General features: G+C 61.6%; 18 protein-coding genes and 4 tRNA genes. All 22 read right to left on the bottom strand.

Annotation, left to right across the window (positions count from 1 at the left end):
• Position 1: 1 nt before the first annotated feature.
• The gene (gene rplW, locus J8I33_RS32275; protein WP_004199275.1) at positions 2 to 316 is read right to left on the bottom strand and encodes a 50S ribosomal protein L23; all 315 of its coding nucleotides are present in this window, start codon (positions 314 to 316) and stop codon (positions 2 to 4) included.
• Entirely contained in the window at positions 313 to 933 is a 621-nt protein-coding gene (gene rplD / locus J8I33_RS32270; protein ID WP_006477192.1) for a 50S ribosomal protein L4, read from the bottom strand. Before rplD ends, rplW begins: the two co-directional genes overlap by 4 nt.
• Entirely contained in the window at positions 933 to 1,583 is a 651-nt protein-coding gene (rplC, locus tag J8I33_RS32265; protein ID WP_006482922.1) for a 50S ribosomal protein L3, read from the bottom strand. Before rplC ends, rplD begins: the two co-directional genes overlap by 1 nt.
• Before the next feature lie 178 nt (positions 1,584 to 1,761).
• Positions 1,762 to 2,073 carry a 30S ribosomal protein S10 gene (gene rpsJ, locus J8I33_RS32260; protein ID WP_004199280.1) on the bottom strand — a complete coding sequence of 104 codons (312 nt, stop codon included), beginning with the start codon at positions 2,071 to 2,073 and terminating at the stop codon, positions 1,762 to 1,764.
• A 284-nt stretch (positions 2,074 to 2,357) separates the two neighbouring features.
• A complete protein-coding gene (gene tuf, locus J8I33_RS32255; RefSeq protein WP_011350666.1) occupies positions 2,358 to 3,548 on the bottom strand; it encodes an elongation factor Tu in 1,191 nt (396 codons plus the stop codon).
• Between the two features lie 41 nt (positions 3,549 to 3,589).
• The gene (gene fusA, locus J8I33_RS32250; protein ID WP_044849034.1) at positions 3,590 to 5,692 is read right to left on the bottom strand and encodes an elongation factor G; all 2,103 of its coding nucleotides are present in this window, start codon (positions 5,690 to 5,692) and stop codon (positions 3,590 to 3,592) included.
• 123 nt (positions 5,693 to 5,815) lie between these two features.
• A complete protein-coding gene (gene rpsG / locus J8I33_RS32245; RefSeq protein WP_006477195.1) occupies positions 5,816 to 6,286 on the bottom strand; it encodes a 30S ribosomal protein S7 in 471 nt (156 codons plus the stop codon).
• 172 nt (positions 6,287 to 6,458) lie between these two features.
• Entirely contained in the window at positions 6,459 to 6,839 is a 381-nt protein-coding gene (gene rpsL, locus J8I33_RS32240; RefSeq protein ID WP_006400662.1) for a 30S ribosomal protein S12, read from the bottom strand.
• Between the two features lie 226 nt (positions 6,840 to 7,065).
• Entirely contained in the window at positions 7,066 to 8,913 is a 1,848-nt protein-coding gene (recQ, locus tag J8I33_RS32235) for a DNA helicase RecQ (RefSeq protein WP_050013168.1), read from the bottom strand.
• Positions 8,914 to 9,190: 277 nt separating this feature from the next.
• Complete coding sequence (rpoC, locus tag J8I33_RS32230; RefSeq protein WP_050013169.1) at positions 9,191 to 13,432, bottom strand: DNA-directed RNA polymerase subunit beta'; 4,242 nt, start codon at positions 13,430 to 13,432, stop codon at positions 9,191 to 9,193.
• A 21-nt stretch (positions 13,433 to 13,453) separates the two neighbouring features.
• Positions 13,454 to 17,560, bottom strand: a complete 4,107-nt coding sequence (rpoB, locus tag J8I33_RS32225) for a DNA-directed RNA polymerase subunit beta (protein ID WP_124557464.1) — start codon at positions 17,558 to 17,560, stop codon at positions 13,454 to 13,456.
• A 381-nt stretch (positions 17,561 to 17,941) separates the two neighbouring features.
• Positions 17,942 to 18,316 (bottom strand): 50S ribosomal protein L7/L12, encoded by a 375-nt coding sequence (gene rplL / locus J8I33_RS32220; protein ID WP_006477198.1) that lies wholly within the window; start codon positions 18,314 to 18,316, stop codon positions 17,942 to 17,944.
• A gap of 63 nt (positions 18,317 to 18,379) precedes the next feature.
• Complete coding sequence (gene rplJ, locus J8I33_RS32215; RefSeq protein WP_011546647.1) at positions 18,380 to 18,877, bottom strand: 50S ribosomal protein L10; 498 nt, start codon at positions 18,875 to 18,877, stop codon at positions 18,380 to 18,382.
• A 308-nt stretch (positions 18,878 to 19,185) separates the two neighbouring features.
• Complete coding sequence (gene rplA / locus J8I33_RS32210; protein WP_006482906.1) at positions 19,186 to 19,884, bottom strand: 50S ribosomal protein L1; 699 nt, start codon at positions 19,882 to 19,884, stop codon at positions 19,186 to 19,188.
• Entirely contained in the window at positions 19,885 to 20,316 is a 432-nt protein-coding gene (rplK, locus tag J8I33_RS32205) for a 50S ribosomal protein L11 (RefSeq protein ID WP_006477201.1), read from the bottom strand.
• A 141-nt stretch (positions 20,317 to 20,457) separates the two neighbouring features.
• The gene (gene nusG, locus J8I33_RS32200; protein ID WP_006400672.1) at positions 20,458 to 21,015 is read right to left on the bottom strand and encodes a transcription termination/antitermination protein NusG; all 558 of its coding nucleotides are present in this window, start codon (positions 21,013 to 21,015) and stop codon (positions 20,458 to 20,460) included.
• Between the two features lies 1 nt (position 21,016).
• Positions 21,017 to 21,397: a preprotein translocase subunit SecE gene (gene secE, locus J8I33_RS32195; RefSeq protein WP_006482892.1), complete on the bottom strand. Its 381-nt coding sequence runs from the start codon at positions 21,395 to 21,397 to the stop codon at positions 21,017 to 21,019.
• A 42-nt stretch (positions 21,398 to 21,439) separates the two neighbouring features.
• Positions 21,440 to 21,515: transfer RNA gene (locus tag J8I33_RS32190), tRNA-Trp, on the bottom strand.
• Positions 21,516 to 21,574: 59 nt separating this feature from the next.
• Positions 21,575 to 22,765: an elongation factor Tu gene (gene tuf, locus J8I33_RS32185; protein WP_011350666.1), complete on the bottom strand. Its 1,191-nt coding sequence runs from the start codon at positions 22,763 to 22,765 to the stop codon at positions 21,575 to 21,577.
• 66 nt (positions 22,766 to 22,831) lie between these two features.
• A tRNA-Thr gene (locus J8I33_RS32180) sits at positions 22,832 to 22,906 on the bottom strand.
• A gap of 22 nt (positions 22,907 to 22,928) precedes the next feature.
• Positions 22,929 to 23,002: transfer RNA gene (locus J8I33_RS32175), tRNA-Gly, on the bottom strand.
• Between the two features lie 43 nt (positions 23,003 to 23,045).
• Positions 23,046 to 23,131 (bottom strand) — tRNA-Tyr (locus J8I33_RS32170).
• Positions 23,132 to 24,593 lie beyond the last annotated feature (1,462 nt).

The following is a 24,593-nucleotide window of genomic DNA, read 5'->3' as shown; positions in this document are numbered from 1 at the left end:
ATTACTTGGCCTCCGCTTCAAAGTTGATTTCCTGGCCGGGCTTCAGGCAAACGTACGCCTTCTTCACGTCCTTGCGGCGGCCCATCGAACGACCGAAGCGCTTTTGCTTGCCCTTCTGAACCAGCACGTTGACCGAATCAACTTCAACCTTGAACAGCAGCTCGACAGCCGCCTTCACTTCCTGCTTCGTGGCATCCGGTGCGACTTCGAACACGACTTGCTCGTTCTTGTCGGCAACCAGCGTGGCCTTTTCCGAGATCACCGGTGCGAGCAGGACCTGCATCAAACGATGATCGTTCTTGCGAATCTCGCTCATGACAGCAACTCCTCGATCTGGGCGACCGCAGCCTTCGTGACCAGCACTTTCTTGAAGTAGATCAGCGACAGCGGGTCAGCGTAGCGCGGCTCGACAATCGCCACGTGCGGCAGGTTGCGCGAAGCCAGGTACAGGTTCTCGTCGACCGTGTCCGTGATGATCAGAACGGAGTCGAGACCCATGGTCTTGAATTTGTCGGCCAGCAGCTTGGTCTTCGGCGCTTCGAGGATGATGTCCTCGACGACCGACAGACGGCCTTCACGGGCCAGCTGCGAGAAGATCGAGCAGAGACCTGCGCGATGCATCTTCTTGTTGACCTTGTGCGAGAAGTTTTCTTCCGGCGAATTCGGGAAGATACGACCACCGCCACGCCACAGCGGGCTCGACGACATACCGGCACGAGCGCGGCCCGTACCCTTCTGGCGCCACGGCTTCTTGGTCGTGTGCTTGACTTGCTCACGGTCCTTCTGTGCGCGGTTACCCTGGCGAGCATTCGCCTGGTAAGCGACGACGACCTGGTGGATCAGCGCTTCGTTGTAGTCACGACCGAACACGACGTCCGATGCGTTGACCACTGCACCTTCCTGACCATTTTCGTTCAGGAGCTTGAGTTCCATTATTTCGCCCCCTTGGTCTTGACGGCCGGCGTCACGAAGACCTTGCCGCCCTTCGCGCCCGGAATCGCACCCTTCACGAGCAGCAGCTTGCGCTCTGCGTCGATACGGGCGATTTCGAGGTTCTGCACCGTCACCGTCACGTCACCCATGTGACCCGTCATGCGTTTACCCGGGAAAACACGACCCGGATCCTGCGCCATACCGATCGAGCCCGGCACGTTGTGCGAGCGCGAGTTACCGTGCGTGGCACGGCCGGAGGAGAAGTTGTAACGCTTGATCGTACCGGCGTAGCCCTTACCGATCGACACGCCTTGCACGTCGACCTTCTGGCCCACTTCGAAAAGATCTGCACCGACCACGGCGCCATTCGACAGCTCGGCTGCCTTGGCCGCGTCAATGCGGAATTCCTTGAGGATTTCACCGGCTTCGACACCGGCTTTGGCGAGATGACCTGCCAGCGGCTTCGTCACGCGCGATGCGCGGCGGGAGCCGAATGCAACCTGCACGGCCGTGTAGCCGTCGGTTTCAACAGTCTTGATCTGCGTCACGCGGTTGTCCGACACGTCCAGCACGGTGACGGGAATCGAATCCCCTTCAGCCGTGAAGATACGGGTCATGCCAACCTTGCGACCTACGAGTCCAAGGCTCATCATTTTCTCCATTCCCGACTGCGATTGGTCGGGGCTGATTTACAAAATGCCGGGCACGCAAGGCCCAACTTTTTTACGCGAATACGCGAAAAGCCAAGCAGTATAGCCCGACTTCTCGATTTCCGCAAGCAATACAAAGACTTAGCGCCGCCCGGCATGCCGACCGGCGCTGGAAGCCTTACTGCAGCTTGATTTCCACGTCGACACCAGCCGGCAGGTCGAGCTTCATCAGCGCGTCAACGGTCTTGTCCGTCGGGTCGACGATGTCCATCAGGCGCTGGTGGGTGCGGATTTCGAGCTGATCGCGCGACGTCTTGTTGACGTGCGGCGAACGCAGGATGTCAAAACGCTGAATGCGCGTCGGCAGCGGCACCGGGCCACGGACGATTGCGCCAGTCCGCTTCGCGGTATCGACGATTTCGGCAGCCGATTGATCGATCAGACGATAGTCGAATGCCTTCAGGCGAATGCGGATTTTCTGTTGCTGCATGACAATTCCTTGAAAAGAGCGAGGCGATGTTGCATCGCCGGACACTAAAAGAACGTGAAACATGACGCCTGCGGGGAGCGAAGCATCAGGTTCCGGACAGGACTTCCACTGCTAAGCCCGCGATTCTACACGAAAATTCGCGGTTGTGGGCGTTTGTCAATAGAGCGATTCGCACGCCACAAAGAAAAACCGGGTGCCAGATCGAACTGGACACCCGGTTTCGACGGTACACAGCTGCTTACCGTGCAATCGCGGACCCCGTCGGGATCCGCGGATCGTCGATCTTACTCGATGATCTTGGCGACGACGCCGGCGCCGACGGTACGGCCGCCTTCGCGGATCGCGAAGCGCAGACCTTCTTCCATCGCGATCGGAGCGATCAGCTTCACCGTGATCGACACGTTGTCGCCCGGCATCACCATTTCCTTGTCCTTCGGCAGCTCGATCGAGCCCGTCACGTCCGTCGTACGGAAGTAGAACTGCGGACGGTAGTTGTTGAAGAACGGCGTGTGACGGCCGCCTTCGTCCTTGCTCAGCACGTACACTTCAGCCGTGAAGTGCGTGTGCGGCGTGATCGAACCCGGCTTCGCCAGAACCTGGCCGCGCTCCACGTCTTCACGCTTCGTGCCGCGCAGCAGGATACCGACGTTGTCGCCCGCCTGACCTTGGTCCAGCAGCTTGCGGAACATTTCAACGCCCGTGCAGGTCGTCTTCACCGTCGGCTTGATACCGACGATTTCGATTTCCTCGCCGACCTTCACGATGCCGCGCTCGACGCGACCCGTCACCACCGTACCGCGGCCCGAGATCGAGAACACGTCTTCCACCGGCATCAGGAACGCGCCGTCAACTGCACGCTCCGGCGTCGGGATGTACGTGTCCAGCGCGTCGGCCAGGCTCATGATCGCCACTTCGCCCAGCTCGCCCGTGTCGCCTTCCAGCGCCAGCTTTGCCGAACCCTTCACGATCGGCGTGTCGTCGCCCGGGAAGTCGTACTTCGACAGGAGCTCGCGAACCTCCATCTCGACCAGCTCGAGCAGTTCTGCGTCGTCCACCATGTCGCACTTGTTCAGGAACACGATGATGTACGGAACGCCAACCTGACGCGCCAGCAGGATGTGCTCACGCGTTTGCGGCATCGGGCCGTCTGCTGCCGAGCAAACCAGGATCGCGCCGTCCATCTGCGCTGCGCCCGTGATCATGTTCTTCACATAGTCAGCGTGGCCCGGGCAGTCGACGTGTGCGTAGTGGCGGTTAGCCGTTTCGTACTCGACGTGTGCCGTGTTGATCGTGATGCCGCGCGCCTTTTCTTCCGGTGCCGCGTCGATCTGGTCGTATGCCTTCGCTTCGCCGCCGAACTTCTTCGTCAGAACCGTCGTGATCGCTGCCGTCAGCGTCGTCTTGCCGTGGTCAACGTGACCAATCGTACCAACGTTCACGTGCGGCTTGGTCCGCTCAAATTTACCTTTTGCCATGATTCTCTTCTTTCAAAAATTATCGGTTGGTAGCTGCAGATTTACTTCGACTTCGCGCTGATGATCGCTTCGGCAACGTTGCGCGGAGCTTCAGCGTAGTGCTTGAACTCCATCGTGTACGTTGCACGACCTTGCGTCAGCGAACGCAGCGACGTCGAGTAACCGAACATTTCCGACAGCGGCACTTCGGCGCGCACGATCTTGCCGCCGCCGACCATGTCTTCCATGCCCTGGACGATACCGCGACGGCCCGACAGGTCGCCCATCACGTTGCCCATGTAGTCTTCCGGCGTCTCGACTTCGACAGCCATCATCGGCTCGAGGACGACCGGGTTCGCCTTGCGCATCGCTTCCTTGAACGCCATCGAACCGGCCATGCGGAACGCGTTTTCGTTCGAGTCAACGTCGTGGTACGAACCGAACGTCAGGTGAACCTTCACGTCGACGACCGGGAAGCCAGCCAGCACGCCCGACTTCAGCGTGTCCTGGATACCCTTGTCGACCGCCGGGATGTATTCGCGCGGAATCACACCACCCTTGATCTCGTCGAAGAACTCGTAGCCCTTGCCTTGTTCGTTCGGCTCGAGCGTGATGACCGCGTGACCGTACTGGCCGCGACCACCCGACTGCTTGACGAACTTGCCGTCGACATCCTTCGCCGTCGAACGGATCGTTTCGCGGTACGCAACCTGCGGCTTGCCGACGGTCGCTTCCACGCCGAATTCACGCTTCATCCGGTCGACCAGAATTTCGAGGTGGAGCTCGCCCATGCCCGAAATGATGGTCTGGCCGGACTCTTCGTCGGTCTGCACGCGGAACGACGGGTCTTCCTGAGCCAGACGGTTCAGCGCGAGGCCCATCTTTTCCTGGTCGGCCTTGGTCTTCGGCTCGACTGCCTGCGAAATCACCGGCTCCGGGAACACCATGCGTTCGAGAACGATCGGGTTCGCCGGGTCGCACAGCGTGTCGCCCGTGGTCGCTTCCTTCAGGCCGACCGCTGCGGCGATGTCGCCTGCGCGGACTTCCTTGATTTCTTCACGCTGGTTCGCGTGCATCTGCAGAATACGGCCGAGGCGTTCCTTCTTGCCCTTGGTCGAGTTCAGCAGCGTGTCGCCCGAATTGACGACGCCCGAGTACACACGGAAGAAGATCAGCTGGCCGACGAACGGGTCGGTCATGATCTTGAACGCGAGCGACGAGAACTTCTCCTCGTCCGACGCCTTGCGCTCGGCTTCTTCACCGTTTTCGAGCTCGCCCTTGACCGGCGGGATGTCGACCGGCGACGGCAGGAAGTCGATCACGGCGTCGAGCATACGCTGCACGCCCTTGTTCTTGAACGCGGTACCGCACAGCATCGGCTGGATTTCGCATGCGATCGTACGATCACGCAGCGCCTTGACGATGTCGGCTTCCGGCAGATCGCCTTCTTCCAGGTACTTGTTCATCAGGTCTTCGCTGGCTTCGGCAGCCACTTCGACCATCTTTTCGCGCCATTCCTTGCAGGTTTCCGCGAGCTCGGCCGGGATGTCGACGTAGTCGAACTTCGTGCCTTGCGACGCTTCGTCCCAAATGATCGCCTTCATCTTGATCAGGTCGACCACGCCCTTGAAGTTTTCTTCCGAGCCGATCGGCACCACGACCGGAACCGGGTTCGCCTTCAGGCGCAGACGGAGCTGGTCGTAGACCTTGAAGAAGTTCGCGCCGGTACGGTCCATCTTGTTGACGAACGCGAGACGCGGCACCTTGTACTTGTTCGCCTGGCGCCACACCGTTTCCGACTGCGGCTGCACGCCGCCCACTGCGCAGTACACCATGCACGCGCCGTCGAGCACGCGCATCGAGCGCTCCACTTCGATCGTGAAGTCGACGTGGCCCGGGGTGTCGATGATGTTGATGCGGTGTTCCGGATAGTTGCCGCCCATGCCCTTCCAGAAGGCCGTGGTAGCAGCGGACGTGATCGTGATGCCACGTTCCTGTTCCTGCTCCATCCAGTCCATCGTGGCTGCGCCGTCGTGGACTTCACCGATCTTGTGGTTCACACCGGTGTAAAACAGAATGCGCTCGGTCGTCGTCGTTTTGCCGGCGTCGATGTGAGCGCTAATACCGATATTGCGGTAGCGCTCGATAGGAGTCTTGCGAGCCACTTTGATCCTCTACTGGGATGACGTGATGCAGCCCTGCCGCATCACGCCTCAACACAAACGGGCGAGGCGCCTGAAAAGCGCACCCGCCCGGAATTTATTTCCGCAAACAGCCCAGCCAGGCGCTTAGAAACGGAAATGCGAGAACGCGCGGTTGGCTTCTGCCATGCGGTGAACTTCGTCGCGCTTCTTCATCGCGCCGCCACGGCCTTCGGCCGCCTCGGAGAGTTCACCTGCCAGGCGCAGGGCCATCGACTTCTCGCTGCGCTTCTTCGCAGCCTCACGCAGCCAGCGCATCGCCAATGCCATACGACGCGACGGGCGCACTTCGACCGGAACTTGATAGTTGGCACCACCAACGCGACGGCTCTTCACTTCGACCACCGGCTTCACGTTGTTGAGCGCAACCGTGAACACTTCCAGCGGGTCCTTGCCACCCTTGGTCTGGATTTGTTCGAATGCGCCATAAACGATGCGCTCTGCGACCGACTTCTTGCCGGACAGCATCAGCATGTTCATGAACTTGGCAACATCAACGTTACCGAACTTCGGATCCGGCAACACTTCCCGCTTGGGGACTTCGCGACGACGCGGCATGATTCTTCCTTTACTTGTTCAGTTGGAGCTGGATTCAGCTCCGCGGCCACCAACAAACCCGATCACATCTTCACGACTAACCAGCTTGGCCGGGTGACCACTTACTCGACAGCACCGGCAATCCGGCACTCCCGCCTTGACCGCCCTGCGGCGATCCCTGATCAAAAACTGCTTACTTGGCAGCCTTTGCACGCTTCGCGCCGTACTTCGAACGCGCTTGCTTACGGTCCTTGACGCCCTGGGTATCCAGCGAGCCGCGAACCATGTGGTAACGCACACCCGGCAAGTCCTTCACACGGCCGCCGCGGATCAGCACAACCGAGTGCTCCTGCAGGTTGTGGCCTTCACCGCCGATGTACGAAATCACTTCGAAGCCGTTCGTCAGACGAACCTTGGCGACCTTACGGAGTGCCGAGTTAGGCTTCTTCGGCGTCGTCGTGTACACACGGGTGCACACGCCGCGACGCTGGGGGCAGTCCTGCAGGGCCGGGCTCTTGCTCTTCGTCGTTTCCGACTGACGGCCTTTGCGAACCAGTTGGTTGATGGTTGGCATTGTTTATTCCTGAAATTGAACAAAATCTGCACGCCGATTTCGGGCAAAGCGAGAATCGACGCACAGTTGACTTCCGAACCGGCGAATCGGGTGCGAACTGTCGAACGCGACTCGGCCCACCGAATACCGGAACCCAGCATGATATTCCGGAAATGCCAACTAAGTCAACGGCTTGCGTGATTTGCCGGCCGAGCGCGCGGTTTACAGCAGGGGTCGGAACGCTGTGTCAGGCCGATTCGACGACGTCGATGATCTCGTCGCCGAAGCGCTCGAGCTTGCGCACGCCCATGCCGGGGATGTGGCGCAGGTCCTCGATCGTCTCCGGCGCGTTGCGCGCGATTTCGGCGAGCGTCGCGTCGTGGAAGATCACGTAGGCCGGCACGCCGTCCGTCTTTGCGGTTTCCGCGCGCCAGGCACGCAGCGCGTCCCACCGTGCGCGCTCGCGGGCGCCCATGCCGGCCGTCGGGTCGACGCGCGTGCCGCTGCGGCTCGACGACTGGCGCGTGCGCTGCGGCTTCACGTAGCGGCGCAACGTGACCTTTTCCTCGTTCTTCAGCACCGGCTTCGCGGCCTCGGTGAGCACCAGCGCGCCGAAGCCGCCATGATCGACGGCCAGGTAGCCGTACGCGACCAGTTGCCGGAAAATCGCGCGCCACTCGGGCTCGGAGAGCGCCGCGCCAATCCCGAACGTGCTCAACTGGTCATGGCCGCGCTGCAGCACCTTCTCGGTGCGGCCGCCGCGCAGGATCTCGATCAGATGGCTCGCGCCGAAGTTGAAGCCGCTTGCACGCTGCGCGCGGAACACGCACGACAGCGCCATCTGCGCCTCGCGCGTCGCGTCCCATGAATCGGGCGGCTCGAGGCACGTGTCGCAGTTGCCGCACGGCTGGCTCGCCTCGCCGAAGTAGTTCAGCAGCCGGACGCGGCGGCACGAGATCGTCTCGCACAGCCCAAGCAGCGCGTCGAGCTTCGACGTCTGCACGCGCTTGTGCGCGTCGTCCGCGTCCGACTCGTCGATCATCTTGCGCTGCTGGACGACGTCGCCGAGGCCGTACGCCATCCACGCGTTCGCGGGCATCCCGTCGCGGCCCGCGCGGCCGGTTTCCTGGTAGTAGCCTTCGACGCTCTTCGGCAAATCGAGGTGCGCGACGAAGCGTACGTCGGGCTTGTCGATGCCCATGCCGAACGCGATCGTCGCGCACATCACGATGCCTTCCTCGCGCTGGAACATTTCCTGGTGCTTCTGCCGCACCTCGAACTCCATGCCCGCGTGATACGGCAGCGCACGCACGCCCTGCGCCTTCAGCCATTCGGCTGTTTCCTCGACCTTGCGGCGCGACAGGCAATAGACGACGCCGGCGTCCGTCGTGCCGTCGGCATTCGTGTGCTCGGCGCGGATGAAGTCGAGCAGCTGCGAACGCGCGTTGTCCTTCTCGACGATCCGATAGCGGATGTTCGGGCGGTCGAAGCTCGACACGAACACGCGCGCGTCGTCGAGCGCGAGACGATGGATGATTTCGTCGCGCGTGATCGCATCGGCAGTGGCGGTCAGCGCGATGCGCGGCACCGACGGGAAGCGCTCGTGCAGCACCGATAGCTGAATGTATTCCGGGCGGAAATCGTGCCCCCATTGCGACACGCAGTGCGCTTCGTCGATCGCGAACAGGCCGATCTTCGCGCGCTCGAGCAGCTCGAGGAAGCGCCCGGTCATCAACCGCTCCGGCGCGACGTACAGCAAATCGATGTCGCCTTCGCGCAGCGCGCGCTCGGTGGCCGCCGCCTCGGCGCCCGACAGCGTCGAATTCAGGTAGGCCGCGCGCACGCCGACTTCGCTCAACGCGGCGACCTGGTCCTGCATCAGCGCGATCAGCGGCGACACGACGATGCCGGCGCCCTGCCCAGCCTCGCGGCGCAGCAGCGCGGGGATCTGGTAGCACAGCGACTTGCCGCCGCCGGTCGGCATCAGCACGAGACAATCGCCGCCGCCGGCGACGTGCTCGACGATCTCGCCCTGCTGGCCGCGAAAGGCGGAGTAACCAAAGACTTCGTCGAGTATTTCGAGGGCGCGGGACATGAATGAGACCAGGGACGGCTAAACGATGACCGCAATTTTAACAACCCGCTCGCGCGACGCGTGGCGAATCGCACGATGTTGGCCATTCGGTCAGGGTTCGTTCGCGTGCATCACGGGCCTGTCGCGGTCATACCGAAGGCGATCGCGGGGCAAGCGCCGGCGCGGCACAGGCACGTCATGCGCGTGAACGAAGGATGAAAAAAAACCGCCCGGCAGAACCGGGCGGTTTCGGTGACAGCGATGATAGCAAGGCAACGCGGCTTGCGCCGCGCCGCGCTTACTCGGCTGCCGGGTGTTGCGGCTCTTCCGCCGGCGCGCTCGGCGTGCCGAAGTCGAATGCCTCTTCCGCTGCGATCTGGTCGAAACGCTCGCGATCCGAAGATTCCTTCGCCTTGCGTGCCTTGTGGAACGCGAGACCCGTACCGGCCGGAATCAGACGGCCGACGATCACGTTTTCCTTCAGGCCGCGCAGATCGTCGCGCTTGCCCATGATCGCCGCTTCGGTCAGCACGCGGGTCGTTTCCTGGAACGATGCCGCGGAGATGAACGAGTCGGTCGACAGCGATGCCTTCGTGATACCGAGCAGCACGTTGTCGTACGAAGCCGGACGCTTGCCCTCGGCGATCATGCGATCGTTCTCGTCCAGCATGTCGGAACGCTCGACCTGTTCGCCCGGGATGAAGCGCGTATCGCCGTTGTCGGTGATCTGCACACGACGCAGCATCTGGCGAACGATCACCTCGATGTGCTTGTCGTTGATCTTCACGCCCTGCAGACGGTACACGTCCTGCACTTCGTCGACGATGTAGCGCGACAGCGCCTCGATACCCTGCAGACGCAGGATGTCGTGCGGATCGGCCGGACCGTCCACGATCATTTCGCCCTTGTTGACGACCTGGGCATCGTGAACCAGAACCTGCTTTTCCTTCGCGATCAGGAACTCGTGCTGGTTGCCCTCGAGGTCCGTGATGACGAGACGCTGCTTGCCCTTCGTGTCCTTGCCGAACGACGTCGTACCGGTGACTTCCGCGAGAATGCCGGCATCCTTCGGCGAACGCGCTTCGAACAGTTCCGCCACCCGCGGCAGACCGCCGGTAATGTCACGCGTCTTCTGCGCTTCCGTCGGGATACGTGCGAGCACTTCACCGACCTGCACCTGCTGGCCATCCTTCACGGTGATCAGCGCGCCGACCTGGAAGCCGATCTGCACTGCGTGCTCCGTGCCCGGAATCTTCACTTCCTCGCCGTTCGCGTCGAGCAGCTTCACCTGCGGACGCACGCTCTTCGAAGCCTGCGAACCGCGGCGCTTCACGTCGATCACGACCAGCGTCGACAGGCCGGTCACGTCGTCGATCTGCTTCGCGACGGTCACGCCTTCCTCGACGTTCTCGAACTTCACCGTACCACCGTACTCGGTGATGATCGGACGCGTCAGCGGATCCCACGTGGCGAGCTGCGTGCCGGCCTTGATCGTCGCGCCGTCGAGCTGCAGCAGCGTCGCGCCGTACGGCACTTTGTGACGCTCGCGCTCGCGACCGAAGTCGTCGGTGATCATCGCTTCGCCCGAACGGGAAATGACGATCTGCTCGCCCTTCGCGTTCGTGACGTAGCGCATCGTCGCCGTGAAGCGGACGATACCGTTGCTCTTCGCTTCGACCGACGAAGCCACTGCCGCACGCGATGCCGCGCCACCGATGTGGAACGTACGCATCGTCAGCTGCGTGCCCGGTTCGCCGATCGACTGCGCTGCGATCACCCCGACCGCTTCGCCGACGTTCACGAGCGAGCCGCGGCCGAGGTCGCGACCGTAGCAGGCTGCGCACAAGCCGTAACGCGTCTCGCAGGTCAGCGGCGTGCGCACGCGCACTTCGTCGATGCCGAGGCGTTCGATTTCCTCGACCGCCGTTTCGTCGAGCAGCGTGCCCGATTCATACAGCGTTTCCTGCGTTTCCGGGTTCACGACGTCCGCGACCGCGACGCGGCCGAGGATACGGTCGCGCAGCGCTTCGACGACTTCACCGCCTTCGACCAGCGCCTTCATCGCCACGCCGTTCGACGTGCCGCAATCGTCTTCCACCACGACCAGATCCTGCGTGACGTCGACCAGACGACGTGTCAGGTAACCCGAGTTCGCGGTCTTCAGTGCCGTATCAGCCAGACCCTTACGTGCACCGTGGGTCGAGATGAAGTACTGCAACACGTTCAGACCTTCGCGGAAGTTCGCGGTAATCGGCGTCTCGATAATCGAGCCGTCCGGCTTCGCCATCAGGCCACGCATACCGGCCAGCTGACGAATCTGAACCGCCGAACCCCGGGCGCCCGAGTCGGCCATCATGTAGATCGAGTTGAACGACTCCTGGCGCGTCTCGTTGCCGTCGCGGTCCGTCACCGGCTCCGTCGACAGCTGCTCCATCATCGCCTTGCCGACCGCTTCCGACGTTGCCGACCAGATGTCGACCACGTTGTTGTAGCGTTCCTGCGCGGTGACGAGACCCGACATGTACTGGCGGTCGTACTCCTTCACCTTCTTCGCGGCGTCGCCGACGATCGTTTCCTTCTGCGGCGGCACGAGCATGTCGTCCACGCAGATCGAGATGCCGGCACGCGTCGCGAGACGGAAACCCGACTGCATCAGCTGGTCGGCGAACACGACCGTCGCACGCAGACCGCACTTGCGGAACGCCGTGTTGATCAGGCGCGAGATTTCCTTCTTCTTCAGCGGCTTGTTCAGCACCGAGAACGGCAGGCCGTGCGGCAAGATCTCCGACAGGATCGCTCGGCCGACGGTCGTCGCGTACAGCGTGATCTTCGGCACGAACGGCGGTGCGCCTTCCGACGTGTCTTCGTTGTGGACCATTTCGGTGATCCGCACGTTGACGCGCGAGGCCAGCTCGACTTCCTTGTTCTCGTACGCGCGGATGACTTCCGACACGCCCGTGAACGACAGGCCTTCGCCCTTGCCGTTGACCGCTTCGCGGGTCGCATAGTAGAGACCCAGCACGATATCCTGCGACGGCACGATCGACGGATCGCCGTTGGCCGGGAACAGCACGTTGTTCGACGCCAGCATCAGCGTGCGCGCTTCCATCTGCGCTTCGAGCGACAGCGGCACGTGAACGGCCATCTGGTCACCGTCGAAGTCGGCGTTGAACGCCGCGCAGACGAGCGGATGCAGCTGGATCGCCTTGCCTTCGATCAGGACCGGCTCGAACGCCTGGATACCGAGACGGTGCAGCGTCGGCGCACGGTTCAGCATCACCGGGTGCTCGCGGATCACCTCTTCGAGGATGTCCCACACCACCGGCGTCTGGTTCTCGACTTCCTTCTTCGCAGCCTTGATGGTCGTGGCAACGCCCATCACTTCCAGCTTGTTGAAGATGAACGGCTTGAACAGTTCGAGCGCCATCAGCTTCGGCAGACCGCACTGGTGCAGCTTCAGCGTCGGGCCGACCACGATGACCGAACGGCCCGAGTAGTCGACGCGCTTGCCCAGCAGGTTCTGACGGAAACGACCGCCCTTGCCCTTGATCATGTCGGCGAGCGACTTCAGCGGACGCTTGTTCGCGCCCGTCATCGCCTTGCCGCGACGACCGTTGTCGAGCAGCGAGTCGACGGCTTCCTGCAGCATCCGCTTTTCGTTGCGGACGATGATTTCAGGCGCCTTCAGCTCGAGCAGACGCTTCAACCGGTTGTTACGGTTGATCACGCGGCGATACAGGTCGTTCAGGTCCGACGTCGCGAAACGGCCGCCGTCCAGCGGCACCAGCGGACGCAGTTCCGGCGGCAGCACCGGCAGCACTTCGAGGATCATCCACTCGGGCTTGATGCCCGAACGCTGGAACGCCTCGAGGACCTTCAGGCGCTTCGCGTACTTCTTGATCTTCGCTTCCGAGCCGGTGTTCTTCAGCTCGGTGCGCAGCGTCTCGACCTGCTCGTCGATATTGATCGCGCGCAGCAGTTCACGCACGCCTTCCGCGCCCATCTCGGCACGGAATTCGTCGCCGTATTCCTCGACCTTGTTGTAGTAATCCTCTTCGGTCATGATCTGCCGCGCCTTCAGCGGCGTCATGCCCGGTTCGATCACCACGTACGCTTCGAAGTACAGCACGCGTTCGATGTCGCGCAGCGTCATGTCGAGCACCATGCCCAGACGCGACGGCAGCGACTTCAGGAACCAGATGTGCGCGACCGGCGAGGCCAGTTCGATGTGGCCCATCCGTTCGCGACGCACCTTCGCCAGCGTCACTTCGACGCCGCACTTCTCGCAGATCACGCCACGGTGCTTCAGGCGCTTGTACTTACCGCACAGGCACTCGTAGTCCTTGATCGGCCCGAAGATCTTCGCGCAGAACAGACCATCGCGTTCCGGCTTGAACGTACGGTAGTTGATGGTCTCCGGCTTCTTCACTTCGCCGAACGACCACGAACGGATCTTGTCGGGCGAGGCCAGACCGATCTTGATCGCGTCGAAAACTTCTTCCTGTTGGACTTGCTTGAATAGATCGAGCAGAGCTTTCATTGCTTTCTCTCCGTAGTCCGATTAATTGCGGTCGAGATCGATATCGATACCGAGCGAGCGGATTTCCTTCACGAGCACGTTGAAGGATTCCGGCATGCCTGCATCGATCACGTGATCGCCCTTGACGAGGTTTTCGTACACCTTCGTCCGGCCGGTCACGTCGTCCGACTTCACCGTCAGCATTTCCTGCAGCACGTAGGACGCGCCGTACGCTTCGAGCGCCCACACTTCCATTTCACCGAAGCGCTGGCCACCGAACTGCGCCTTACCGCCCAGCGGCTGCTGCGTGACGAGCGAGTACGGGCCGGTCGAACGCGCGTGCATCTTGTCGTCGACCAAGTGGTGCAGCTTCAGGTAGTGCATGTAGCCGAGCGTCACGCGACGTTCGAACATTTCACCCGTGCGGCCGTCGTACAGGCGGACCTGGTTCTTCGACGGGTTCATGCCGAGCTGTTCGGCGATGTCGTCCGGGAACGCGAGGTCGAGCATCTTGCCCATTTCTTCCTCGGTCGCACCGTCGAACACCGGCGTCGCGAACGGCACGCCTTCGCGCAGGTTCTTCGCGAGTTCGAGGATCTCGTCGTCGGTGAAGCTTTCCAGATCTTCCTGGCGGCCCGACTCGTTGTAGATCTTCGTCAGGAACACGCGCAGTTCCTCGATCTTCGCCTGACGCTGCAGCATTTCGCCGATACGCCAGCCGAGGCCCTTCGCAGCCCAGCCGAGGTGCACTTCCAGAACCTGACCCACGTTCATCCGCGACGGCACGCCGAGCGGGTTCAGCACGACGTCTGCCGGACGACCGTCGGCCATGTACGGCATGTCTTCGATCGGGACGATCTTCGACACGACACCCTTGTTACCGTGACGGCCTGCCATCTTGTCGCCAGGCTGCAGACGGCGCTTCACCGCGAGGTACACCTTGACCATCTTCAGCACGCCCGGCGGCAGTTCGTCGCCTTGCGTGAGCTTCTTGCGCTTCTCTTCGAACGCGAGGTCGAACTGGTGACGCTTCTCTTCGATCGAGTTCTTGATCGCTTCGAGCGATGCCGCTGCTTCGTCGTCCGCGAGGCGGATGTCGAACCAGTGGTAGTGGTCGAGATCTTCCAGGTAAGCCTGATCGATCTTCGTGCCCTTCGCGAGCTTCTTCGGACCGCCGTTCGCGACCTTGCCCACGAGCATGCGCGCGAGACGCTGGAACGCGTCGCCTTCCACGATGCGCAACTGGTCGTTCAGGTCGAGACGGTAGCGCTTCAGTTCGTCGTCGATGATCTGTTGCGCACGCTTGTCGCGCTGAATGCCTTCACGCGTGAACACCTGGACGTCGATCACGGTGCCGCTCATGCCCGACGGCACGCGCAGCGACGTGTCCTTCACGTCCGAAGCCTTCTCGCCGAAGATCGCGCGCAGCAGCTTCTCTTCCGGCGTCAGCTGGGTCTCGCCCTTCGGCGTGACCTTGCCGACCAGCACGTCGCCCGCTTCGACTTCCGCACCGATGTACACGATGCCCGATTCGTCGAGACGGCCGAGCTGGACTTCCGCCAGGTTCGAGATGTCGCGCGTGATTTCTTCCGGCCCGAGCTTCGTGTCGCGTGCAACGACGTTCAGCTCTTCGATGTGGATCGACGTGTAGCGATCGTCCGCGACCACCTTCTCCGAGATCAGGATCGAATCCTCGAAGTTGTAGCCGTTCCACGGCATGAACGCGATCAGCATGTTCTGGCCGAGCGCGAGCTCGCCCAGGTCCGTCGACGCGCCGTCGGCCAGCACGTCGCCGCGCGAGACCTTGTCGCCCATCTTCACGATCGGACGCTGGTTGATGTTCGTGTTCTGGTTCGAACGCGTGTACTTGATCAGGTTGTAGATGTCGACACCGACTTCACCTGCGACCGCTTCGTCGTCGTTCACGCGAATCACGATACGGCCTGCGTCGACGTAGTCGACCACACCGCCGCGGAACGCCTGGACCGTCGTACCCGAGTCGACCGCGCAGGTGCGCTCGATGCCCGTACCGACGACCGGCTTTTCCGGACGCAGACACGGCACGGCCTGACGCTGCATGTTCGAACCCATCAGCGCACGGTTCGCGTCATCGTGCTCGAGGAACGGGATCAGCGACGCTGCCACCGACACGATCTGCGACGGCGCGACGTCCATGTACTGGATACGATCCGGCGTGACCATCATCGTTTCGCCGGCTTCGCGCGACGACACGAGTTCGTCGATCAGCGTGCCGTTCTCGTCGATCGCGGCGTTCGCCTGGGCGATCATGTAGCGGCCTTCCTCGATCGCCGACAGGTAGTCGATCTGGTCGGTCACCTTGCTGTCCACGACCTTGCGGTACGGCGTCTCGAGGAAGCCGTACTCGTTCAGGTGCGCGTACAGTGCGAGCGAGTTGATCAGGCCGATGTTCGGACCTTCCGGCGTTTCGATCGGGCACACGCGGCCGTAGTGGGTCGGGTGCACGTCGCGGACTTCGAAGCCTGCGCGCTCGCGCGTCAGACCGCCCGGGCCCAGCGCGGAAACACGGCGCTTGTGCGTGATTTCCGACAGCGGGTTGGTCTGGTCCATGAACTGCGACAGCTGCGACGAACCGAAGAACTCGCGGATCGCCGACGAAATCGGCTTCGAGTTGATCAGGTCGTGCGGCATCAGGTTTTCGCTTTCGGCCTGGCCGAGGCGTTCCTTGACCGCGCGCTCGACACGCACGAGACCCGCGCGGAACTGGTTTTCCGCCAGTTCGCCGACGCAACGCACGCGACGGTTGCCGAGGTGGTCGATGTCGTCCACTTCGCCCTTGCCGTTGCGCAGCTCGACGAGGATCTTGATCGTCGCGAGGATGTCGTCGTCCTGCAGCGTCATCGGGCCGACGATCTCGTCACGGCCGACGCGGCGGTTGAACTTCATACGGCCGACCTTCGACAGGTCGTACGCTTCTTCGCTGTAGAACAGACGGTTGAACAGCGCCTCGACCGCCTCTTCGGTCGGCGGCTCGCCCGGACGCATCATGCGGTAGATCGCGATGCGCGCGGCCGTCTTGTCGGTCGTTTCGTCGACACGCAGCGTCGACGAGATGTACGGACCCTGGTCCAGATCGTTCGTGTAGAGCGTCTGGATGTCCTTGATGCCCGCTTCGCGCAGCTTCTCGAGCACGCTTTCCGTGACTTCGTCGTTCGCGCTCGCGATCACTTCGCCGGTGTCGCCGTCGACGACGTTCTTCGCCAGCACGCGGCCGAGCAGATAGTCTTCCGGCACCGAGATGAACTTGGTCTTCGCGGCTTCGAGGTCGCGAATGTGCTTCGCGTTGATCCGCTTGTCCTTCTGGACGATGACCTTGCCGTCGCGATCCGTGATGTCGAAACGCGCGACTTCACCACGCAGGCGCTCGGGCACGAACTCGAGTTGCGCGCCTTCGTCCATCAGCGTGAAGTTGTCGAACACGAAGAAGTTCGCGAGGATCTGTTCCGGCGTCAGGCCGATGGCCTTCAGCAGGATCGTGACCGGCATCTTGCGGCGACGGTCGACGCGGAAGTACAGGATGTCCTTCGGATCGAATTCGAAGTCGAGCCACGAGCCGCGGTACGGAATGATCCGTGCCGAGAACAGCAGCTTGCCCGAGCTGTGCGTCTTGCCCTTGTCGTGTTCGAAGAACACGCCCGGCGAACGGTGCAGCTGCGAGACGATGACACGCTCGGTGCCGTTGATGACGAACGAGCCCGTCGGCGTCATGAGCGGAATTTCGCCCATGTACACTTCCTGCTCCTTCACTTCCTTGACGACCGGCTTGTTCGGCGATTCCTTGTCGAGGATGACGAGGCGGACCTTCGCGCGCAGCGCGGAGCAGTACGTCAGGCCACGCTGCTGGCATTCCTTGATGTTGAATGCCGGCGAGGACAGCGCATAGCTCACGAACTCGAGGCGCGCGAAACCGTTGTGCGAAACAATGGGAAATACCGATGTGAACGCGGCCTGCAAACCCTCAGGCTTACGTTGCGTCGCGGGCACATCGGCTTGCAGAAACGTGCTGAATGATTCAAGCTGGGTAGCCAGCAAGAACGGAACTTGGTGAACGATGGGGCGCTTCGCGAAACTCTTGCGAATGCGCTTCTTCTCGGTGAAGGAATATTGCATACGATCTCCGAATCACGGCGGGTGCTATCGAGGCGGAATACCTGGACGTTTCAAACCCGAGTGTTCACCGACTGAGACCCGATGGCCGTTCGACGGCTTGAACGAGCCGAGAAGCTTGGTGGTTGGCCGCTACCAACCGCTGGCTGACGGCAGCGGATGCCTGTGTTGCCCGCTACCCGACCAAACTTGCCTTCTGCAGTCGCTTCAGAAGACAAAGAGAACCGCCAATCGTGAGTGATCCATCACAACGATCAGGCGGTTTTCTTTGGCTTCTGGGGCCGATTATTCGGGCTCCCGAATGAGTGCCAGAATAACGACCCCACAAAGCACAAAAAGGCCGGCGGTGAAAATACCGCCAGCCTTCGCACAGCGCGCCGAAACTTACTTGACTTCGACCTTCGCGCCAGCTTCTTCCAGCTTCTTCTTGGCTTCTTCAGCAGCAGCCTTGTCGACGCCTTCCTTGACGGGCTTCGGTGCACCGTCAACCAGATCCTTCGCTTCCTTCAGGCCCAGGCCCGTCAGTTCGCGAACGGCCTTGATGACCGAAACCTTGTTGGCGCCGGCTTCAGCCAGGACGACCGTGAATTCGGTCTTCTCTTCTGCTGCAGCAGCTGCGCCGCCGCCTGCCGGGCCAGCGACTGCCACTGCAGCTGCCGACACGCCAAACTTCTCTTCGAACGCCTTGACCAGTTCGTTCAGTTCCAGAACGGTCATCCCTTCGACTGCTGCCAGGATGTCTTCTTTTGCGATTGCCATTTGAAATACTCCTAAATTGAATTCGGATACAGCCAGCGATCAGTAACGCTGATGCACGTTCGCTTACGCAGCTTCCGCTTGCTTCTTCTCGGCCAGCGCGGCGAGAGCACGCGCGAAGCCCGAAACAGGCGATTGCATAACGAACAGCAGCTTCGAGAGCAGTTCTTCGCGGCTCGGGATGCTTGCCAGCGCTTGCACGCCAGCCTTGTCCATCACCTTGCCATCGAACGAACCAGCCTTGATGACCAACTTTTCATTGCTCTTGCTGAAGTCGTTGACGACCTTGGCAGCAGCAATGGCATCTTCCGAGATGCCGTAGATCAGGGGACCAGTCATCTGCTCTGCCAGCGGAGCAAAAGGCGTACCTTCGACGGCGCGACGCGCCAGCGTGTTCTTCAACACGCGCAGGTAAACCTGTTGCTCACGCGCTTTCGCGCGCAGCTTGGTCAGATCGCCAACCGCAATTCCACGATACTCAGCCAGCACAACGGTCTGGGCCTTCGCGACTTGCGCGGAAACCTCAGCGACGACGGCTTGCTTGTCTTCTCTATTAAGCGGCACGGTTAGCCTCCAGAAACGATACGTTCGGCGTGGCCGGTATGGCCGAAACCTCACGTACCTCGTTCAACAACGGCGTCCGACCTCGTTAGGAGTATTTCCACCTCACGCCGCGAATCGCTTCGCGGCCTGCGGCTTCACCACTGCAAAACTTTTTCGGGTTCGCCATCTGCGTTGGCTTGAATTAAGGGATCGCCTGCCTGCTGCGCCCCACCAACGGTCTTTGATAACCGGTTGTTCGCCCTGCTGCACGAACAACCGCCCAAAGCCCATGTAGGCCGCCTCGCGAACGAAGCGGCCCGAATACTTGCTTACTGCGCTGCCAGCGTAGCCTGGTCGACACGCACGCCGACGCCCATCGTGCTCGACAGTGCGATCTTGCGCAGGTACACGCCCTTGCTCGTTGCCGGCTTCGCCTTCTGCAGCGCTTCGATCAGCGCCGACAGGTTCGAACGCAGCGCGGTCGGCTCGAACGATGCACGGCCGATGGTCGCGTGGATGATACCGGCCTTGTCGACACGGAATTGCACCTGACCAGCCTTCGCGTTCTTGACGGCGGTTGCGACGTCCGGCGTGACCGTACCGACCTTCGGGTTCGGCATCAGGCCGCGCGGGCCGAGGATCTGGCCGAGCGTACCGACGATACGCATCGTGTCCGGCGAAGCGATCACGATGTCGAAGTCCATCTGGCCAGCCTTGATCTGCTCAGCCAGGTCTTCCATACCGACGATTTCCGCGCCTGCTGCACGTGCCTGCTCGGCCTTTTCGCCTTGCGCGAACACGGCAACGCGAACCGACTTGCCCGTACCTGCCGGCAGAACGACCGAACCACGAACGACCTGGTCCGACTTCTTCGCATCGATGCCGAGCTGGACTGCGACGTCGATCGACTCGTCGAACTTCGCGCTCGCGCATTCCTTCACGAGGCTCAGTGCGTCTTCGATCGCGTACAGCTTCTGACGGTCGACCTTGGCGGCAAATGCCTGACGGCGCTTGGAGATCTTAGCCATTTACACGCCCTCCACAGTGATACCCATCGAGCGTGCGCTACCAGCGATGGTGCGAACGGCTGCGTCCAGATCAGCTGCCGTAAGGTCCGGCATCTTGGTCTTCGCGATTTCTTCGGCTTGAGCGCGCGTGATCGAACCGACCTTGTCGGTGTGCGGCTTGCTCGAGCCCTTGTCCACCTTCGCCGCCTTCTTGATCAGGACGGTTGCCGGCGGCGTCTTCATCACGAACGTGAAGCTCTTGTCAGCGAATGCCGTGATGACCACCGGCACCGGCAGACCCGGCTCCATGCCTTGAGTCTGCGCGTTGAACGCCTTGCAGAACTCCATGATGTTCAGGCCGCGCTGGCCCAGTGCCGGACCGACCGGCGGCGACGGGTTGGCTTTACCTGCAGGGATCTGCAGCTTGATAAAGCCGATAATCTTCTTTGCCATTTGAAACCTCATTGGAACGCCGGAGAAGGCGTTCGGTGAGTGATAACGCGCGTTCGCCGCTGGCTACTGACGCTCCTCAACGGCCATGACGCGGGCCGTAAGCGCGAAGGTGGGCAGCCGAGGCTGCCCACCGAATCGGGATCAAACTTTTTCGACCTGACCGAACTCGAGTTCGACCGGGGTGGAGCGGCCAAAGATGGTGACCGACACACGCACGCGCGATTTCTCGTAGTTGACTTCTTCGACGGTGCCGTTGAAGTCCGTGAACGGACCTTCCTTGACACGCACCATCTCGCCGACTTCGAACAGGGTCTTTGGGCGCGGCTTTTCGACGCCTTCCTGCATCTGCGACATGATCTTCTCGACTTCCTTCGGGGAAATCGGGGTCGGGCGGTTACGCGCACCGCCGACGAAGCCGGTGACCTTCGCGGTGTTCTTCACGAGGTGCCACGTTTCGTCCGTCATTTCCATCTCCACCAGCACGTAGCCGGGGAAGAAACGACGCTCGGTCACAGCCTTGTGGCCGCCTTTGACTTCGACCACTTCTTCGGTCGGAACCAGGATCTGACCGAATTTGTCCTGCATGCCAGCACGTTCGATGCGCTCTTGAAGCGCACGTTGCACGCTCTTCTCCATACCGGAGTAGGCGTGCACGACGTACCAACGCTTTCCGCTCGGGGATGCCGGAGTATCGCTCATATCATTTCCAACCCAGAATCGCCGAGAAAATCACCCATTCGATCGATTTGTCACTCAACCAGAGGAAAATCGCCATCACGAGCACGAAACCGAACACGACGAGTGTGGTTTGCGTTGCTTCCTTGCGGGTGGGCCATACGACCTTCCGGACTTCCTTGTACGAATCCTTGGCAAACGCGATGAGGCTCTTGCCAGGGGCGGACATCAGCCCGACGGCCACGCCGGCGATGATACCTACCGCCAACGCGGCACCGCGGACATACCACTGCTGATTGGCCAGCCAGAAGAAGCCCACGAATCCGGCCAACACCAGCAATACGCCCAGGGCCAGCATCAGCTTATCGCCGGAGGTATTTACAGTTTCGACGGATGGATTCGCCATAACACCTTAAAACAAATGCCACGTGGGACACGTGGCGATTTTTGGCAGGGGCAGAGGGAATCGAACCCCCAACCTTCGGTTTTGGAGACCGACGCTCTGCCAGTTGAGCTATACCCCTAAACCATGCTGGGGCCGGCTGACGCCAGCCCCAAAACTGTCGATCAACGAATAACTGGCTTACTCGATGATCTTGGCGACGACGCCGGCGCCGACGGTACGGCCGCCTTCGCGGATCGCGAAGCGCAGACCTTCTTCCATCGCGATCGGAGCGATCAGCTTCACCGTGATCGACACGTTGTCGCCCGGCATCACCATTTCCTTGTCCTTCGGCAGCTCGATCGAGCCCGTCACGTCCGTCGTACGGAAGTAGAACTGCGGACGGTAGTTGTTGAAGAACGGCGTGTGACGGCCGCCTTCGTCCTTGCTCAGCACGTACACTTCAGCCGTGAAGTGCGTGTGCGGCGTGATCGAACCCGGCTTCGCCAGAACCTGGCCGCGCTCCACGTCTTCACGCTTCGTGCCGCGCAGCAGGATACCGACGTTGTCGCCCGCCTGACCTTGGTCCAGCAGCTTGCGGAACATTTCAACGCCCGTGCAGGTCGTCTTCACCGTCGGCTTGATACCGACGATTTCGATTTCCTCGCCGACCTTCACGATGCCGCGCTCGACGCGACCCGTCACCACCGTACCGCGGCCCGAGATCGAGAACACGTCTTCCACCGGCATCAGGAACGCGCCGTCAACTGCACGCTCCGGCGTCGGGATGTACGTGTCCAGCGCGTCGGCCAGGCTCATGATCGCCACTTCGCCCAGCTCGCCCGTGTCGCCTTCCAGCGCCAGCTTTGCCGAACCCTTCACGATCGGCGTGTCGTCGCCCGGGAAGTCGTACTTCGACAGGAGCTCGCGAACCTCCATCTCGACCAGCTCGAGCAGTTCTGCGTCGTCCACCATGTCGCACTTGTTCAGGAACACGATGATGTACGGAACGCCAACCTGACGCGCCAGCAGGATGTGCTCACGCGTTTGCGGCATCGGGCCGTCTGCTGCCGAGCAAACCAGGATCGCGCCGTCCATCTGCGCTGCGCCCGTGATCATGTTCTTCACATAGTCAGCGTGGCCCGGGCAGTCGACGTGTGCGTAGTGGCGGTTAGCCGTTTCGTACTCGACGTGTGCCGTGTTGATCGTGATGCCGCGCGCCTTTTCTTCCGGTGCCGCGTCGATCTGGTCGTATGCCTTCGCTTCGCCGCCGAACTTCTTCGTCAGAACCGTCGTGATCGCTGCCGTCAGCGTCGTCTTGCCGTGGTCAACGTGACCAATCGTACCAACGTTCACGTGCGGCTTGGTCCGCTCAAATTTACCCTTGGCCATTTTCGACTCCCAGAAGGAATTTCACAGGTTGCGCCGAGCGCAAACAAGACACTGACTTTTTACTGCTGGTGCCCATGGGCAGGATCGAACTGCCGACCTCTCCCTTACCAAGGGAGTGCTCTACCACTGAGCCACATGGGCGCTACGCTTCAACTTAGCGGTCTGGAGCGGGTGAAGGGAATCGAACCCTCGTCGTAAGCTTGGAAGGCTTCTGCTCTACCATTGAGCTACACCCGCACGGGCCACTAACGATTCCTTGCCGCTCACTGCGCTGATATCTTGGTGGAGGAGGTTGGATTCGAACCAACGTAGGCGTAAGCCAACAGATTTACAGTCTGCCCCCTTTAGCCACTCGGGCACCCCTCCGTAGAGAACTGACGATTATGGGGGTGCATCGCACTCCTGTCAAGCATATCTGGAAGATTATTTTCACTCTCTTCCCGACTTCCGCTTCCCACCGATCCCCGCTCTCGCCCGGCTAAGGCAAGCGCGAGATGTTGCCGACCGGCACCACATCTTCGTCAGACTCCGCCTTCAACGCCGATCTGCATCTGCGCTAAAAACGAAAGACCGCCATCATACGATCTCTTTCGCATAATGCCAAGCGGGTAGACACAAAATTTCGGCAAATTTCGTGCCGGGCGGGTTTGGTGAGCCGGCTGTGGTTGCTCGCGGGAGGGTTGGTGGTGCTTCCGGCGCGCAATCGCGGTCCGGCAGCCGGTGCCGCGGACCGCCTGGTGGTCATTTGCCGCGGGCGCCGTGTACGGGCGGGCGTCCTTCTCGCGGTTGCAGCGGGTCAGCCCCATCACCGAATTCGGCCACAGTCGTGTTCGACGGCCTCATGGGAACGCACGATACTCGTCTGGAGTCGCTCTCCCACACCGGCACAAGGCTCCATGCGCCCGCTTGCTCTGTAACGACATTCTTCGTGGTTGCAGCTGCCCCTGCCACGCTGCGGCAGGAGCCCGGCACCACACGCGGCCGATCGGGAAGATCCGACTGCAGGCCTGGCTGATGGCTTCTCCGCGGAGCCCGGGAGGGATGCTCGGCGCCTGGGGCGCATCAGCAGTTGAAGACCGCACTCGAAGCCGAGTGCGCGGGTTGGGCGCCCATCGGGTAGCGCGCGCACAACGGATGAATCGGCACGCGCTGGTCCGACGATATGCCCCCCCAGGATAAATCCGGCGATTCTGCGGGCCCTGCGATGCTTACAGCCGCTACTCGGCGACGACGTGCGTGGAGGTCCAACCGTCCCCATAACCTTCCTGCCACCGCATCGATTGGTCCTCATGCTCGGCGGCCCTACGCCCCTTCGTGGAAGGCGCCTAACGCCACCGGCCGGCTTATCGCAGCAGCGAATCTTCGCGTACAGTCGATAGATATCGCTACTGCTCGTGCCGCGCCCGCCTCGCCCAGCTGAACACGAATATCCGCGCCGGATTCGACGCAGGCGCCTTCGCCGTACCTCACGCATCCGAAGTCGTTATAAAACCGATATATGGCGCCAGAGCGTCGACATCCAACGTGCGCTGTCCGGCAATGCTCAAGCTGACGCGCGATCATAGCTAGAACGCGGTACGCCAGCTAACCTGCCGGAGGCTCTCAGTTCGGCGGTCCGAATACGATACGCGCCGAACGCGCGCCAAGCGCCGGCGCAGTCAGCACATAGCCCGCGCCGGCGGGGGAACAGCGAGACCGCGTAGGCGGTGCAGCCTATTCGCTCATCGAGGAAATCTACGCGCTACTGGATCGTCGATATACGTTTGCGGGGAGCAAATTGCGGTTTTGATCGAAGATACGGTCGATAATCGGCGGAATCGCCGGAGAT

Origin of the sequence: Burkholderia sp. AcTa6-5, assembly GCF_017815075.1 — a bacterium.
GTDB classification, from domain to species: domain Bacteria; phylum Pseudomonadota; class Gammaproteobacteria; order Burkholderiales; family Burkholderiaceae; genus Burkholderia; species Burkholderia sola.
Note: the sequence above shows the minus strand (reverse complement) of the source record. Positions and strands in the feature narration are given on the sequence as shown.

What these genes read in the sequence shown, in the direction of transcription:
- rplW (WP_004199275.1), bottom strand. Translation starts at nt 316, where the DNA reads ATGAGCGAGATTCGCAAGAACGATCATCGTTTGATGCAGGTCCTGCTC.
- rplD (WP_006477192.1), bottom strand. Translation starts at nt 933, where the DNA reads ATGGAACTCAAGCTCCTGAACGAAAATGGTCAGGAAGGTGCAGTGGTC.
- rplC (WP_006482922.1), bottom strand. Translation starts at nt 1,583, where the DNA reads ATGAGCCTTGGACTCGTAGGTCGCAAGGTTGGCATGACCCGTATCTTC.
- rpsJ (WP_004199280.1), bottom strand. Translation starts at nt 2,073, where the DNA reads ATGCAGCAACAGAAAATCCGCATTCGCCTGAAGGCATTCGACTATCGT.
- tuf (WP_011350666.1), bottom strand. Translation starts at nt 3,548, where the DNA reads ATGGCAAAAGGTAAATTTGAGCGGACCAAGCCGCACGTGAACGTTGGT.
- rpsG (WP_006477195.1), bottom strand. Translation starts at nt 6,286, where the DNA reads ATGCCGCGTCGTCGCGAAGTCCCCAAGCGGGAAGTGTTGCCGGATCCG.
- rpsL (WP_006400662.1), bottom strand. Translation starts at nt 6,839, where the DNA reads ATGCCAACCATCAACCAACTGGTTCGCAAAGGCCGTCAGTCGGAAACG.
- recQ (WP_050013168.1), bottom strand. Translation starts at nt 8,913, where the DNA reads ATGTCCCGCGCCCTCGAAATACTCGACGAAGTCTTTGGTTACTCCGCC.
- rpoC (WP_050013169.1), bottom strand. Translation starts at nt 13,432, where the DNA reads ATGAAAGCTCTGCTCGATCTATTCAAGCAAGTCCAACAGGAAGAAGTT.
- rpoB (WP_124557464.1), bottom strand. Translation starts at nt 17,560, where the DNA reads ATGCAATATTCCTTCACCGAGAAGAAGCGCATTCGCAAGAGTTTCGCG.
- rplL (WP_006477198.1), bottom strand. Translation starts at nt 18,316, where the DNA reads ATGGCAATCGCAAAAGAAGACATCCTGGCAGCAGTCGAAGGGATGACC.
- rplA (WP_006482906.1), bottom strand. Translation starts at nt 19,884, where the DNA reads ATGGCTAAGATCTCCAAGCGCCGTCAGGCATTTGCCGCCAAGGTCGAC.
- rplK (WP_006477201.1), bottom strand. Translation starts at nt 20,316, where the DNA reads ATGGCAAAGAAGATTATCGGCTTTATCAAGCTGCAGATCCCTGCAGGT.
- nusG (WP_006400672.1), bottom strand. Translation starts at nt 21,015, where the DNA reads ATGAGCGATACTCCGGCATCCCCGAGCGGAAAGCGTTGGTACGTCGTG.
- secE (WP_006482892.1), bottom strand. Translation starts at nt 21,397, where the DNA reads ATGGCGAATCCATCCGTCGAAACTGTAAATACCTCCGGCGATAAGCTG.
- tuf (WP_011350666.1), bottom strand. Translation starts at nt 22,765, where the DNA reads ATGGCCAAGGGTAAATTTGAGCGGACCAAGCCGCACGTGAACGTTGGT.